The sequence below is a fragment of the Shewanella litoralis genome, assembly GCF_009828585.1.
GTDB lineage: Bacteria > Pseudomonadota > Gammaproteobacteria > Enterobacterales > Shewanellaceae > Shewanella > Shewanella litoralis.
Genome location: NZ_WSRZ01000029.1, coordinates 12,871 through 27,841, shown reverse-complemented (window position 1 = coordinate 27,841; position 14,971 = coordinate 12,871). Strand labels below are relative to the sequence as shown.

The window sequence follows — 14,971 nt, the reverse complement described above, 5'->3', positions numbered from 1 at the left end:
AAAAACATGGCCAAGGTCGCATTTATTGGTTTAGGCGTTATGGGGTACCCGATGGCAGGGCACTTAGTTAAAAATGGCCATGAGGTCACCGTATATAACCGTACAAGCTCAAAAGCGGCTCAGTGGGTTGAACAATTTGGTGGTCAATCTGCCGCGACACCAAAAGATGCTGCGAAAGGCCAGGATATTGTGTTTACCTGTGTCGGTAATGATGATGACCTTCGCCAAGTGGTGTTGGGTGAGCAAGGTGTGATTCACGGCATGCATGCAGGCTCAGTGTTAGTCGATCACACAACGGCCTCAGCTGATGTTGCACGCGAGATTGCTACGCACATCAAACCGCTTAATATTGCCTTTTTAGATGCGCCAGTATCTGGCGGCCAGACTGGCGCCGAAAATGGCGTGTTAACGGTAATGATGGGTGGCGAGCCTGCCGATTTTGATGCTGTTAAATCTGTAATTGCTGCTTATAGTCGTTGTGCTGAACTTTTAGGGCCTGTGGGATCAGGGCAATTGACCAAAATGGTCAATCAAATTTGCATAGCTGGTGTGGTACAAGGCTTGGCAGAAGGGCTTCACTTTGCGAAAAGTGCCGGCTTAGATGGCCTTAAAGTGATTGAAGTGATTAGCAAAGGCGCTGCGCAAAGCTGGCAAATGGAAAATCGTTATCAAACCATGTGGCAAGGTAAATATGATTTTGGTTTTGCAATTGATTGGATGCGTAAAGATTTAGGTATTGCACTAGATGAAGCGCGCCGAAATGGCAGTCATCTGCCTGTTGCTGCATTGGTTGATCAATTCTATTCAGAAGTACAGGCGATGAAAGGTAACCGTTGGGATACCTCGAGTTTATTAGCTAGGTTAGAAAAAACGAGAAATTAACTTAGACAATATATTCAGTTTACGATTGTTAGCCTCAACATTGATTGGGGCTTTTTTTGGCCTGTAAAAACCTAATACCTTTGTGCATTAATAAGTGACCACTCAGGATGCGTCCAGCGGTTTTTGATTAAGGCGTTGCGTAGTCATGGTTGTTCCCTTTCAAATAGCGAGAACGCAAAGCAAAAGCGGCTGGGGTATTCCTTTGTGGCGAGTTTTAACAGGGCTTACACTGCGTTGCATGACTTCGAAAGAGAACAACTATTCATTCAGTCATTCGCCTTGTTTAAACCCTTTTAAATTCTCGCTGAGAGATCATTTACTAACGCGCAATTGTATAAGATATGCTGGGATAAAAGTTGATTTAGTCACTGAAAACCATCGAGTTACATGATGTAGCGCACATATTCCAATGAGTAAGGCTGCTATTATTGTCTAATCTAAATTAATTTTGCTTAAAGTGGATTAGTTAACTATTTTTATATTGTCATTAATTGGTTTTTGTCGCTACAAGATTAGTTTTTTGTCGATTTAGAGTCGATTTTCGTCAATATAGAATGTTGAATGGGTCCGTAAGTAAAGTGTCGTGCTTCAGTGTAAGACCCGTGTCAGTTAAAAAGAATGCGGGCATACACTCACTTGGAGGAATGAATAATGAGCAAAAAACTACTCAGCGCATTGTTTGCGGCAGGTTTCGCGGTAATGATGTCTTCTGCATCATTTGCTGCTGATGAAACCCTCGCAGAGTTTCACGTTGAAATGGGTGGCTGTGAAAGCTGCCATGCAAATGAAGAACCATCTGCTGATGGCGCATATGAATTTGAACAATGTCAAAGTTGTCATGGTTCTCTTGCTGAAATGGATGATACCCATAAAGCACATGATGGCGCGTTAATGTGTGCAGATTGTCATGCTCCGCATGAAGCTAAAGTGGGCGTAAAACCAACATGTGACACCTGCCATGATGATGGCCGTACCGCAAAATAAGTACTCTCGCGGTTTAATAAATACCGACATTACTGTCGGTATTTTTGTTTCTGCCCCTTCTTGATATCCCCCTTACAAATGACAGGTATACCTCTTTTTAGGTATATAAATCTTATTATTTTCAAGTAGATACGCACTTTAACTGTGCTGCCTTGCACTTTTGTTGCGCAAATGTTGAGGCAAACCCAATATTATATTTTCTAATTCTACGTTAAATCAGTAAGTTAATTTTTTGGCACAGCTTTCGCACAAGTAATATCAATAAATGATGAATGCGAAAGGGTCAAAGTATGTCAGCTATCCAATCAAGTTGTGCCTATTGTGGTGTCGGATGCGGGGTTAGTGTGGCCTCAACTCAAGCTGATTGGGAAAATGTTGATCGCGCAAATTTAACACTTACAGGTGACATTAACCATCCCGCCAATCATGGACATTTATGTGCTAAAGGTGAGCGACTCCTCGATAGCTTAACCCAACCTAATGTGCTTCGTTATCCGATGATGCGCTCCGGTAAGCCGATAAACTGGGATGACGCAAGCAGCTTAATAGCCGATAAGTTTGCCAATACCATTGCTGAATTTGGCCCAGATTCAGTCGCACTGTACCTTTCTGGACAGCTACTTACTGAAGATTATTATGTCGCAAACAAATTTGCCAAAGGCTATTTAAAGACCGCTAACGTCGACACGAATTCACGCTTGTGTATGTCATCTGCAGTGAGCGCCATGCAACGGGCATTTGGTGAAGATGTAGTGCCAGGTTGTTATGACGATATTGAACATGCAGAGGTAATTGTTTTAATCGGTGCTAATACCGCCTGGACTCATCCAGTGTTATTTCAACGGATATTGGCAGCAAAAAAAGCCAATAACACAAGGTTAGTGGTTATCGACCCAGTGACAACCGCGACAGCAAAACAAGCTGACCTTCATTTAGCTATTACGCCAGGAGCCGATTTAGCCTTGTTCCATGGATTGTTAGGTTATTTAGCTGATAACGGACATGTTAACCATGGATACATTAAGGCCCACACAGAAGGTTTCGATACTGTTGTGAGTCACGCCAAACAATTAAGTAGCGGTTTGACTGACTTAGCTCAGCAAGTGGGATTAACTGAACAAGCATTAAAGCAGTTTTATCAATTGTTTATTCAACATAAAGCCATACTGACAGCATCATGCCAAGGCGTGAATCAATCTGTTATTGGCACCGACACCACGAATGCGATTATTAATTGTCATTTAGCCTTAGGGCATATTGGCCAGGCGGGATGTGGTTTTTTCTCATTAACGGGCCAACCCAATGCTATGGGGGGGCGAGAGGTTGGCGGTTTAGCGACTCAACTGGCTTGCCATATGGGATTTTCTCAACCGGAACGTGAACTACTCGCCAATTTTTGGCAGGTCGATATGGTCGCTGACACCAAAGGCTTAGCCGCAGTCGACATGTTTGATGCAGTGGCCGACGGGAAAATAAAAGCGATTTGGATCATGGGGACTAACCCTGTGGTATCACTGCCAAATAGCCAGAAAATTGCTAAAGCGTTAACAGATTGCCCCTTTGTGGTGGTGTCTGAAATAAGCCCTGATTCTGATACGGCAAAGTATGCAGATATATTATTACCCGCTCAAGGCTGGTCAGAAAAGTGCGGTACGGTAACCAACAGTGAACGCACCATAAGCCGCCAGCGAGGTTTTATTACCCCTAAAGGGCAAAGTAAAGCAGATTGGTGGGCCATAAGCCTGGTGGCGCAAAAAATGGGTTTTCAAGGATTTGAGTTTGACAACAGCGCGAGTGTTTTTCGTGAGTTTTCTGCGTTGTCAGCAAAGGTTAAACAGGCATTTCCCAATAAAATGTTTGATTTAAGTGGACTCACCAATCTCAGCCAACAAGAGTACGACAATCTATTGCCGACCCAGTGGCCCATTGCATCAGCAGAACTCATTGGTCAGCAAGGGCTGCGAGTATTTAGTGATGGCGTGTTTGCGACGTCGTCAGGTAAAGGGCAGTTTATTTCACCAGCAAAGTCCGTAACGCAAGTGACTGACTATGATGGCAAACACGCTAGCGTGTTACTTAACAGTGGCCGCAGCCGCGATCAATGGCACACCATGACTCGCACGGGGCATATTGCAAGTTTGCGAGCAAGCATTCCAGAGCCCGTGATACAACTTCATCCAAATAAACTCGCGAGCTTGTCTATTGCAGATGGCGATCTGGTGACTATCGGCTCTGCAACAGACAAGGCATCTTCGCCATTTGCACTGGCTAGAGTTGCAGTCGATCAAGATATGCCGTTTGAGATGGCAATGATGTCCATGCATTGGTCTGAGCAATTCTCATTGGGCAAAGGCGTAAATCAATACCTTGATAGTCGAGTTGACCCAGTATCACAGCAACCTGGATTTAAGTGTCAGGATGTGGTGCTGCAACCGGTCATTATGGCATTGCAAGGTGTCGTGTTTGGTTTGCATGACCCTGCGGCAAAGGGTTTATGTTGGCAAGTCGCCCAGACCTTAACCACCGGAATATGTCATCACGTCGGTTTTACTGATGCTGATAAAGGGTTTGCTTATCAAGCTACTGCCCACTCGCTTACCTGGTCGACTAACGTGAACGGCCAGCGCCTGCATGTGCAGTGCAATATGGAAAAAGGCTTCGTGAGCGCGATAAAAGTCTTGTCTCAGTCACGCGTTAATCTTGCCGTCGAGCCACTGAATGCCTTCATTGGCAAACCTGTCGATAATGCTTTTATAAAACAATTACATCAACAAATTAATGCAGGTAATAGCCCCTTGATTTGTGCTTGTACTGGTGTGAATGATGCACAAATTGCTGATGAAATAAATGCACAATTTGACCAACAAGTGTTTCATGATGGTAAACAGCACCTTCATTTTGCTAAGGCTTTAGACGTTATGCAATCAACATTGGGCTGTGGTCGTCAGTGTGGTAGCTGCAACAGTGAAGTTAAGCAATGTGCCCAAAATCATTGGCAACAGGCTTTATCGTATATTGAACTTGAGTACCCTAATGCAGCAAAAGAGGATGTCGCCTAATGAATACAGTAGATGGATTAATCCACAATGTTAAGCCTATTGGCTGCGGTGGTTCAGGTGCGCTGCAAGCCGGTGAAGTTGCCATTGTAGGCGCAGGATGCGGCCAGCTTGATTTAATGACCATAAAAGCGGCACGTATTGTCGCCCAGGCTGATGCATTGGTTTACGACAGCCTGGTAAGCAGTGACATTTTGACTTTAGTCAGTAGCCACTGTCAGCGTCATTTTGTCGGCAAACGTTGCGGCCAGCCGAGCATTAAACAAGAAGACATTAACGCATTATTACTTAAGCTTGCTAAACAAGGCCGTAAAGTGGTGCGCTTAAAAGGTGGCGACCCGCATATTTTTGGCCGCGGAGCTGAAGAGGCGCTTTATCTCGCCAAGCAGGGTATTCGCTCACAATTTATTGCAGGGGTCACCGCGGCATTAGGCTGTGCATCAAGCACCGGGATCCCGCTGACATTTCGCGGTATGGCGCGCAGCGTCACTTTAATTACGGGCACAAAAATGACCGATGCCGACAACGCTGGCGCTCCAACGCAATGGCAAGCATTATTAGCCGCCCAATCGACCCTGGTGTTTTATATGGGCAAAGAGCAAGCCAATCGCATTGCAACAGGGTTGCTCGAGGCCAATTGTCAGGGCTCGCTACCGGTGGCATTTGTCACTAACGGCGGCCGACCAAATCAAATCATCACGTATGCAACGGTATCTTCAATGGCACACGCGGCAATGTCGATACGCGATGCGGGGCCTACATTGATTATTATCGGTGAGGTTGTCAGCGTCGGACAACAATTAGCGACGTTATTAACAGATATTGATGACACAACTCAGTATGAGGCTATGTATGCCTAAAATAGGTGAGTTAACCTTAACCTCAGTGGCTGAATTTGACTTTAAATTACTGATCAAAGCCTTAGGTAAAGGTGAAAAAGGTTCACGCAGTTTAACGTTCGCCGAGGCAAGCTTACTGATACAGGGCTTTGCGCAGGCGAAAGTGACGCCAGTGCAAATGGCCAGTGCGATGATGTTAATGCGGGTCCGCGGCGAAACGGTGGCAGAAGTAGCAGGTGTTGTCGCTGGGTTACGTCACACCATTGATGTGGGTTGGAGCCAATTAAACGTTGAAATTGACTGGCCAGTATATGCCGGTAAACGTGAGCAATTACCCTGGTTATTACTAGTGGCAAAATTACTGGCAAACCATGGTGTGCGAGTCTTACTGCACGGAGATAGCCAAGCGTTACCGCATCGTCGACATGTCGAGTCATGTATTGCTGCACTTGAAATTGTGCGCTGTAAAGATCCATTAACCGCTAAATCTGAATTAGACCGTTCAGGCATAGTGTATGTGCGAGCCGGTGATATAGCGCCAGTGCTCGATGAATGTCGTCAATTACACCAAGAGCTCGGATTGCGCAGTTTAATTCAAACCGCTGTTCGTTGTATTAACCCGAGCAATGCGCCACTGAGCTTACGCAGTTATTTTCACCCAGGCATCGACAAAATTCATCAAGGCGTGAGCCAAAAGTTATTTGAACAACGCAGTTATCAACCGGGTGTAGTCGCCATTTTTAAAGGTTTGCAAGGCGAAACAGAGCTGAATCCCCGCGTAGAAACCACAATCAGTATCGTTAATGGTTTGCAAAGTGAGATCGCGATGTCAAAAGTCGATATTGCCACCTTATTAACGGCTTTTTCTGGTGCAAAAGTCGGCCAGGCAGAGCTATCGGAGCAGGCGCTTGCACTGTTGTGGCGCGAAATGACGCCTTTTGACAGTGATGCGATGAAGGCATTGATGTCTTGTTCGATGATTGAACAAGCCCTGAGCAGCGTACAGGCTACTTTGATGGCTATTTTATATTTACTGCATTATAAATCAGATGATTACGAATCTGATTTAACAACAGAACAATTAAAAAAATTGAGTCTACAGTATTGGTCTACACGATTAATCGTCACAAGCAAGACGGATTCAATGGTTAATAAGGAGTGGTTATGCGCAGTTTAATTTATTGTGATGCTAGCTTTTCGGCGGTACCGGTTGCTGATTGCGACATTGCACAATATCAAGCCTGTTTAACCGCCTTTGGCCCTGTCACTGTATTCACGTCAATTACCAAAATTGAGCAACGTTTGCAGCAACAAGATTTTGATACCTTATTGGTGCTAACGGATTCTTTACAAGCTCATATTTTGGGAGTGATCCAACGGATTTTAGCCAGTAAGCCCTTGGTGATAATTGTTAACGCTAAAACATGGCAACAAACTGAACTGACTCATTTACTTGACTGTGGCCGCATCACATTTATACCAGAAATGTTAACGGTTAATCGGTTAACTAGCGTGGTGAGTTTAGCCCAAGCCCGTTTCAGTGCGGCAAGCAAAACGATAGCAGAATTCAAAAAATTAGATGAAGAAATTCGCGGTATAAAATTACTTAGCCAAGCAAAGTTAATTTTAATGCAACAAGGTTTTGATGAAACAAAAGCACATCAAATTATTCAGCAACAAGCAATGCAAAAAGGTGTCACATTGGCGCAAATGTCAGCGCAAATTATTGCTGTTGTGAGTCGCACTAAACCATCAACAAGCCAAGCGAATTCAGTGGCGAGCAAAAGTGGTGCGCCTCATTATGGTGCGGCTGCGTCTAAGGTGGACATGTCGGTCATGCAGCGTAAAGGTTGTTGAGTGTTTTTTAATTTAAAATCAGGTGTTTATGATTTATTTGTTGTTGGCACGTAGCCTGCAAGAGCTTATTAAGATACTGAATAAGAGCAAGGGTTAACCACCGTATATTCTTAAACAGTTAAATTTAACATTAAGATTGTAACTGGCAATGGCGCCAACTCTTTAAGTGGAGTTGGCGCCTTTTGTTTTTTTACAGGACAAGGCGTGAAGGAGCAGGAAATGACAGTCTCAAAACCCAAATTAGTGGTCGTTGGTAATGGCATGGTGGGTCATCACTTTATTGAGCAATTATGCAGTCTAGGTTTGAATAAAACCTTTGAAGTACATGTGTTTGGCGAAGAACCTCGTCCAGCATATGACCGGGTGCAGTTATCTAAATATTTTGAGACAGGCAGTGCTGATCCGTTAATGCTAACCAGTGCCCAGGATTATCAAGATTGGGGCATTAATCTGCATTTAAATACTCCCATCACGGCGATTGATATCGCGGCGAAAACCGTCACAAGTGCCCAAGGTGAATGTTACTCGTATACCCGTTTAGTGTTGGCGACGGGTTCGTTTCCATTTGTGCCGCCAATACAAGGTAACGATCGTGCTCAATGTTTAGTCTATCGTACCATTGAAGATCTTGAGGCCATTCAAGCTGCTGCACAAACTAGCCTGGTCGGAGTTGTTGTCGGTGGTGGACTACTGGGCTTAGAAGCGGCAAATGCCATGATGCAACTTGGGGTCAAAACCCATGTTGTTGAGTTTGCACCACAATTGATGCCCGTTCAGCTTAATGATAAAGCAGGTGAGTTACTGTGCAGTAAAATCGAGCAACTCGGGGTGAGTGTGCATACGTCTAAAGCCACCACCGCCATTATCGATGGTGAAACAGCACTGCACCGCATGACATTTAATGATGAATCTTTTCTTGAAACCGACATGATTGTCTTTTCTGCCGGTATTCGCCCACAAGACGCTTTAGCCCGCGTGTCAAATATCAGTATTGGTGAGCGTGGCGGTATTGAAATTGACGATCACTGCTTAACCTCTGCCCCCGATGTTTATGCCATTGGTGAATGTGCATTATGGCAGCAAAAAATATTTGGTTTAGTGGCGCCTGGTTATCAAATGGCACGAGTTGTTGCTTCACATATTGCTTCATTATCATCAGATTCCCCAAGTCAATCGTTTACCGGTGCAGATATGAGTACCAAATTAAAGCTACTGGGTGTCGATGTGGCCGCGATTGGCGCAAGTCGTGGTTTTGACAATGCCCAATTTGTTGAACTGTCTGATAATCAGGCCGGTATTTATAAAAAACTCTGGCTTGACGACAGTGGCAAGTATTTAAAAGGTGCGGTATTGATTGGTGACAACAGCGATTACAGCCGCCTACTGGATATGTATTTATCTCAGGATGAAATTGCAGGCTCGGCTGTTGAGTTATTACTTGCTGGTGCTGAAGATGAAGCGGACTTAAAAGACACCTCTATTGTGTGTTCTTGTCATCAAGTGACGAAAGGCGACATTGTTGATGCGGTTAAAGCGGGCAGCCACAAAATGGCTGAGATTAAATCCTGCACTCGAGCAGCATCGGGATGTGGTGGTTGTGCGCCATTAGTGCAAAAAATTATAGATCAGACTTTGCAAGCAGCAGGCCTTGATTTTAATGCCGGGATTTGTGCTCACTTTGATCATGACAGACAAGCCTTGTACCACCTATGCCAAGTGGAAGGTATTAATGATTTTGACTCGTTAATGCGTCAACACGGCAAACCTTCAGCAAGCGGTCACACGTATGGTTGCGATATTTGTAAACCCGCCGCGGCTTCTATTTTTGCCAGCTTACAAAACCAATATGTATTAAATCAAGATAGCGGCCATGTGCAGCTGCAAGACACCAATGATGCGTATTTAGGTAATATCCAAAAAGACGGCACTTATTCTATTGTGCCACGGGTTGCCGGTGGCGAAATTACTCCAGCCAAATTAATTGCAATGGGCCAAATTGCTCAGGACTATGATTTGTATACCAAAATCACTGGTGGTCAACGTATCGATATGTTTGGCGCAACCTTGTCACAATTACCTGAAATTTGGAAAAAGCTCATTGATGCAGGCTTTGAAACGGGGCACGCCTACGGCAAATCTCTGCGTACAGTTAAGTCTTGTGTGGGCAGTACCTGGTGCCGATATGGCGTGCAAGATGCGGTAGGTTTTGCCATCGATTTAGAAAATCGTTACAAGGGCTTACGCAGCCCGCATAAATTGAAATTTGCCGTATCGGGTTGTACTCGAGAATGCGCCGAAGCACAAAGTAAAGACATCGGCGTAATCGCAACCGACAAAGGCTGGAACCTCTATGTTGCCGGTAATGGCGGCATGCGTCCACGTCACGGTGACTTATTTGCTACCGACTTATCTTCTGAAACGCTTTATAAATACATCGACCGTATTTTGATGTTTTACGTCAAAACCGCCGACAAACTGCAACGTACCTCTACCTGGATGGATTCATTAGAAGGCGGCTTAGCGTATTTAAAATCGGTTGTGATTGATGATGCGCTAGGGATCAATTCAACCCTAGAACAACAAATGGATTTGATTGCTGCAACCTATCAATGTGAATGGAAAACCAGCCTCGAACAACCCGAATTTTTAGCGCGTTTTAATGAATTTGTTAATCCAAGCGATGCACCAGTCGCTGATGCTAATGCTTATCAACGCATACGCGAACAGCGCTTTCCCAACATTAAAGATGTCGGTGCAGGCACCATTGCAATAAAAGATATTACCGAGCAACAAACCACGACAGATGAGGTATTAGCATGAGTTGGATTAATGTGTGTGAAGAAACAAGCTTACCTATAGGTACTGGTGTTGCAGCCTGGGTAGCCGGAAAGGCAGTGGCTATTTTTAATTTGGGTAAAGATGGTTTGTTTGCCATCGATAATGTTGACCCCGCCACAGGCGTGGGCTTATTAGCCCGCGGATTAATTTGTGAAATGGAAGGGGAGTTATGTGTGGCTTCGCCATTGTATAAACAACATTACCGTTTAGCGACCGGTGTATGTATTGAAGACAATAGCCTAATAGCCAGTCCATTTGATATTAAAACCGAACAGGGCCAGGTCCTTGTATTGGCTAAGGCATAGGGAGTATGACTATGAGTGCTGACAAATTTAAGTTGTTTTCTTTTAGCGGCAAAATGAAAATTATGCATTTAAGCTGGATGGCTTTTTTTATCACCTTCGTTGTGTGGTTTAACGCCGCACCGCTGGTGAGTGTGATTGCTGACAGTTTGGGGCTGACTACCGCGCAAATTAAAACCTTGTTAATCCTCAATGTAGCCTTAACGATTCCGGCGCGAATCATCATTGGGATGGTGACCGATAAATATGGCCCACGTATTACGTATTCTGCGCTGCTGGCGATTTGTTCAATCCCGTGCTTTATGTTTGCCGTTGCCGACTCATTTGAGCAGCTCGCACTAGCCCGTTTTTTAATTGGTTTTATTGGTGCAGGCTTTGTGATTGGTATTCGTATGGTCAGTGAATGGTTTCCGGCCAAAGAGTTAGGCACCGCTGAGGGCATTTACGGTGGATGGGGTAACTTTGGCTCTGCCGCTGCGGCCTTTACTTTACCTGCTGTTGCCCTTGCATTTGGTGGCCCGGACGGTTGGCGCTATGCCATTGGTATTACAGGTTTAATGAGCTTGTTGTTTGCGTTTGTTTACTACTTTAATGTTACCGATACACCAAAAGGCTCAACATACTTTAAGCCCAAAAAAGGTGGCGGTTTAGAAGTCACCAGTAAAAGTGATTTAGTGTTATTGATTGTCATGAAAGTCCCCATGTACGCGACCTTAGCGCTATTAGGATGGAAGTTGTCGCCAGCGGGTGTCAGCATGTTTACCCAAGATGTCACAAACTTGATTTACGCCGGTTTAGTGTTTGTGTTTTTAATTGATTTTTATCAAACCTATCAAGTCAATAAGCATCTGTTTTCTGTGGAAGTACCAGAGTTCGAGCGCTACGAGTTTAAACAGGTGGCAGTATTAAATGTGCTGTACTTTACCACCTTTGGTTCTGAGCTGGCTGTAGTGTCTATGCTGCCGCTATTTTTTGCCGAAACCTTTGCCTTAGGCATGGCACAAGCAGGTATGGTGGCATCAAGCTATGCCTTTATGAACCTAATGTCTCGTCCTGGTGGTGGCTGGTTAAGTGACAGGTTTGGTCGTAAAACCACGCTATTGATTTTAACTGCAGGCTTAGCAATTGGGTACTTATCGGTAGCACAAATAGATTCAAGTTGGTCATTACCTCTTGCGGTAGTAGTGGTGATGGCGTGTTCTTTCTTTGTTCAAGGCGGTGAGGGCGCAGTTTTTGCTGCCGTACCACTCATTAAGCGCCGTTTGACGGGCCAAATTGCCGGTATGACAGGCGCGTACGGAAATGTTGGCGCAGTGTTTTTCTTAACGGTATATTCAATGGTGTCGACACAAACGTTCTTTTATGTGATTGCAGTGAGCGCCGTATTTGGTTTTATTACCTTATTCTTTATGAATGAGCCTAAAGGTCATATCGCCGAAGTGAATGAAGACGGCGAAGTCACCTTGATAAGCGTCAGTTAGGCGAACCGTTCGAGTGGGATCGTTATTACAGCAGGAAACCTATGCCTCCTAAGTTAGATACACATGCCAGCCCTGTGATAGATGACACGCTGCCTTTTGCAACCAGCTTGCAATTGGTAGTGGGGCAAGCCTCTGAAAAAGGTCATAAATCGCAAAATGAAGATGCGATAGGCATACGCATTCCTAGCGGTGTATCTCTTATGACTAAAGGGATTGTGAGTGTTATCAGCGACGGTGTCAGTACGGCAGAGGGAGGCGCACAAGCTTCAGCCATTAGTGTGAGTAACTTTTTAGCAGATTATTACTCAACACCAGATAGCTGGAGCGTGCAAACTTCAAGCGGCAAAGTATTAACCGCATTAAACCGTTGGTTGTATGGATTAGGGCAAGATTATCGCGATGCTCGGCGCGGATTTGTATGTACCTTTAGCGCATTGGTGTTTAAGTCGTGCACTGTGCACATGTTGCATGTGGGTGATTCACGCATCTATCGTTTTCGTCGTGGCGAATTAACTCAATTAAGCCATGATCACAGCACAAAAATAAACGCATCGCATCAATATTTAACCCGTGCATTAGGCATGGATGTCAAATTAGATGTTGATTATAAAGCATTAACGGTTGAGCAAGACGATCTTTACTTGCTGACTACCGATGGCATACACGACCAATTTACAGAGTTTGAATTACTGCAAAAAATAAGCAGTTTTTATCAATCTCACCCGCAATTAAGTGATGATTTATGTGAGCAGTTTTGTCATACGCTCATTAAAAAAGCATTTGAGCTCGGCAGTAAAGATAATTTGAGCGCGCAATTGTTGTGTGTACAGCAATTGCCGAAACAAGCCATTGATGATGTTTACCATCATTTATCGCAGCGTCCATTTCCGCCTCCGCTGAGTGTTGGGATGAAGCTCGATGGATATAAAGTCACTCATATTATTCATCAATCGCAACGCAGCCAGGTGTATCGGGTTGAGAATGACCAGAAACACGCTTTTTGCATGAAAACCCCATCAGTTAATTACATTGATGATGCGGCTTATATTGAACGTTTTATGTTAGAAAGCTGGATTGGTCAGCGTATAAACAATGCCCATGTCGTCAAAGTTGTTGAACAACATAAACCTAAATCGGCATTGTATTATTTAACTGAATTTCTTTCTGGCGTGAGCTTAGCGCAGTGGTTGGTGCAACATAAAAAAGCCCCGGTGGAAGAGGTGCTATTACTGCTTAAACAAATTGAATTAGGTGTTAGGGCATTTCATCGCCGAGAAACACTGCATCAAGATATAAAGCCGGATAATATTTTTATTACCCGTGAAGGGGTGGTTAAAATCATTGATTTTGGCTCTTGTTATATCAAAGGCATTGCTGAAATTAGCACCCCATTAACCCGAGATCATATTTTAGGTACCGCAGATTACACCGCTCCTGAGGTGATATTAGGTTATCAAGCTGATGGCCGAGCTGATTTATTTTCCCTTGCGGTGATTGCTTATGAAATGTTAGCCGGTGAGTTACCTTTTAACGGTAAATTAGCTCAATGTAGTACGAGACAAGCTTTTTTACGTCTAGAGTACGTTAATGCTCATAAACTTAATCCCATGGTGCCCATCTGGATTGATGATGCCCTAAAAAAAGCCTTAAACATGGAGCCAAATTTGCGCCAGGCCGACACCTGCGAGCTTATTCACCAATTAACCACTGTTAGCGCTCATCAACGCCCAAAACATTTCGTGCCACTTATCAATCGTAATCCAGTCAAATTTTGGCAAGCCACCTCAATCGTACTTTTTCTGGCTTTAATCACCAGTTTATTGGTTTAATATGGTCTCTGAACATAAAAATTGAGCATTAATGAATTCAGTTAACTAAAATAATCTTACACATAGATAATTAGTTAGTATTAATACTAAAGTCTAGTTTTGTTGGTTTGATGATTCTTTTGGCTTATTTTAAGTCGTGGTGATGATTGGTATTATTAACCAGTTAGAAGATTACTTGGCAATGAAGTCGTTTAGTTGGTTCACATGGAGTGTTTGGGATGTTTAAAGTCGAAAATTGGATGATAGTATCACGATCTCAGTTGCTCATTGATCTACTTGAATGCCGTTGGCCACAAGAGTTTTTGGTTAAATTAACCCAAACTCAACCAGGTAATATGGCAAATAAGTTGGCTGATGAACCCATTTCAGTGGTCTTTTTTGACTTATCAACCATAGACATCCAACAGGCTTATCAATTACAACGTCTTATTGAGCGAGAATATTGCTCTATCCATACTGTGTTTATTAACTTCCCCAAACAACTTGATACGCGTTTTCTTATTCACCCTTCGACGACTCTAGGTGTTTTTTACGCTGACACCAGCTTAACGGAAATCAGTTTGGGATTGAACGACATAATGAAAGGGCGAAGTGTCATGCCGCAGGAGTTATTACATTCGATGATGAATGATGATAACGAAGTGGAAGGCGATCAGTTGACTATCCGCGAACGTGAAGTGTTGCACGCTTTATTGTCAGGCAGTACCAATTTAGATATTGCCAATCAATTATTTGTTAGTGAGTCGACAATCAAAACTCATTTGTATCGTGCATTTAGAAAGATTGGGGTTTCAAGTCGCGGCCAAGCTATCGCATGGGCACAAACTCACATGCATGAGGTGAGGGTATAATCCTTAGCTCAACAGCTTTTGTAAATAAAAATGGGTATCAGTTGATACCCAT

Annotated in this window: 11 protein-coding genes; all 11 read left to right on the top strand. The window is 43.9% G+C overall.

What is annotated here, in order from left to right; genetic code table 11:
• Positions 1–6: 6 nt before the first annotated feature.
• The 11 genes from GQA99_RS17990 (at position 7) to GQA99_RS17940 (ending at position 14,919) form a co-directional block, all read left to right on the top strand.
• Positions 7–882: an NAD(P)-dependent oxidoreductase gene (locus tag GQA99_RS17990; RefSeq protein ID WP_160056272.1), complete on the top strand. Its 876-nt coding sequence runs from the start codon at positions 7–9 to the stop codon at positions 880–882.
• A gap of 651 nt (positions 883–1,533) precedes the next feature.
• Positions 1,534–1,866 carry a tetraheme c-type cytochrome CctA gene (gene cctA / locus GQA99_RS17985; protein ID WP_160056270.1) on the top strand — a complete coding sequence of 111 codons (333 nt, stop codon included), beginning with the start codon at positions 1,534–1,536 and terminating at the stop codon, positions 1,864–1,866.
• A gap of 290 nt (positions 1,867–2,156) precedes the next feature.
• Positions 2,157–4,925 carry a nitrate reductase gene (locus GQA99_RS17980; protein ID WP_160056268.1) on the top strand — a complete coding sequence of 923 codons (2,769 nt, stop codon included), beginning with the start codon at positions 2,157–2,159 and terminating at the stop codon, positions 4,923–4,925.
• Positions 4,925–5,782 (top strand): uroporphyrinogen-III C-methyltransferase, encoded by an 858-nt coding sequence (cobA, locus tag GQA99_RS17975; RefSeq protein ID WP_160056266.1) that lies wholly within the window; start codon positions 4,925–4,927, stop codon positions 5,780–5,782. Before GQA99_RS17980 ends, cobA begins: the two co-directional genes overlap by 1 nt.
• Positions 5,775–6,938: a glycosyl transferase gene (locus tag GQA99_RS17970; protein WP_160056264.1), complete on the top strand. Its 1,164-nt coding sequence runs from the start codon at positions 5,775–5,777 to the stop codon at positions 6,936–6,938. The genes cobA and GQA99_RS17970 overlap by 8 nt, the downstream gene beginning before the upstream one ends.
• Entirely contained in the window at positions 6,926–7,618 is a 693-nt protein-coding gene (locus GQA99_RS17965; protein WP_160056262.1) for an ANTAR domain-containing response regulator, read from the top strand. The genes GQA99_RS17970 and GQA99_RS17965 overlap by 13 nt, the downstream gene beginning before the upstream one ends.
• Before the next feature lie 219 nt (positions 7,619–7,837).
• Positions 7,838–10,438: a nitrite reductase large subunit NirB gene (gene nirB, locus GQA99_RS17960; protein WP_160056260.1), complete on the top strand. Its 2,601-nt coding sequence runs from the start codon at positions 7,838–7,840 to the stop codon at positions 10,436–10,438.
• Entirely contained in the window at positions 10,435–10,761 is a 327-nt protein-coding gene (nirD, locus tag GQA99_RS17955; RefSeq protein ID WP_160056258.1) for a nitrite reductase small subunit NirD, read from the top strand. Before nirB ends, nirD begins: the two co-directional genes overlap by 4 nt.
• 11 nt (positions 10,762–10,772) lie before the next feature.
• Positions 10,773–12,239, top strand: a complete 1,467-nt coding sequence (locus GQA99_RS17950; protein ID WP_160056256.1) for a NarK family nitrate/nitrite MFS transporter — start codon at positions 10,773–10,775, stop codon at positions 12,237–12,239.
• Between the two features lie 41 nt (positions 12,240–12,280).
• A complete protein-coding gene (locus GQA99_RS17945) occupies positions 12,281–14,068 on the top strand; it encodes a bifunctional protein-serine/threonine kinase/phosphatase (protein ID WP_160056254.1) in 1,788 nt (595 codons plus the stop codon).
• Positions 14,069–14,286: 218 nt separating this feature from the next.
• Positions 14,287–14,919 (top strand): LuxR C-terminal-related transcriptional regulator, encoded by a 633-nt coding sequence (locus GQA99_RS17940; protein ID WP_160056252.1) that lies wholly within the window; start codon positions 14,287–14,289, stop codon positions 14,917–14,919.
• Positions 14,920–14,971: the final 52 nt, after the last annotated feature.

Coding starts and splice junctions, on each gene's coding strand:
- GQA99_RS17990 (WP_160056272.1), top strand. CDS start 7: ATGGCCAAGGTCGCATTTATTGGTTTAGGCGTTATGGGGTACCCGATG.
- cctA (WP_160056270.1), top strand. CDS start 1,534: ATGAGCAAAAAACTACTCAGCGCATTGTTTGCGGCAGGTTTCGCGGTA.
- GQA99_RS17980 (WP_160056268.1), top strand. CDS start 2,157: ATGTCAGCTATCCAATCAAGTTGTGCCTATTGTGGTGTCGGATGCGGG.
- cobA (WP_160056266.1), top strand. CDS start 4,925: ATGAATACAGTAGATGGATTAATCCACAATGTTAAGCCTATTGGCTGC.
- GQA99_RS17970 (WP_160056264.1), top strand. CDS start 5,775: ATGCCTAAAATAGGTGAGTTAACCTTAACCTCAGTGGCTGAATTTGAC.
- GQA99_RS17965 (WP_160056262.1), top strand. CDS start 6,926: ATGCGCAGTTTAATTTATTGTGATGCTAGCTTTTCGGCGGTACCGGTT.
- nirB (WP_160056260.1), top strand. CDS start 7,838: ATGACAGTCTCAAAACCCAAATTAGTGGTCGTTGGTAATGGCATGGTG.
- nirD (WP_160056258.1), top strand. CDS start 10,435: ATGAGTTGGATTAATGTGTGTGAAGAAACAAGCTTACCTATAGGTACT.
- GQA99_RS17950 (WP_160056256.1), top strand. CDS start 10,773: ATGAGTGCTGACAAATTTAAGTTGTTTTCTTTTAGCGGCAAAATGAAA.
- GQA99_RS17945 (WP_160056254.1), top strand. CDS start 12,281: ATGCCTCCTAAGTTAGATACACATGCCAGCCCTGTGATAGATGACACG.
- GQA99_RS17940 (WP_160056252.1), top strand. CDS start 14,287: ATGTTTAAAGTCGAAAATTGGATGATAGTATCACGATCTCAGTTGCTC.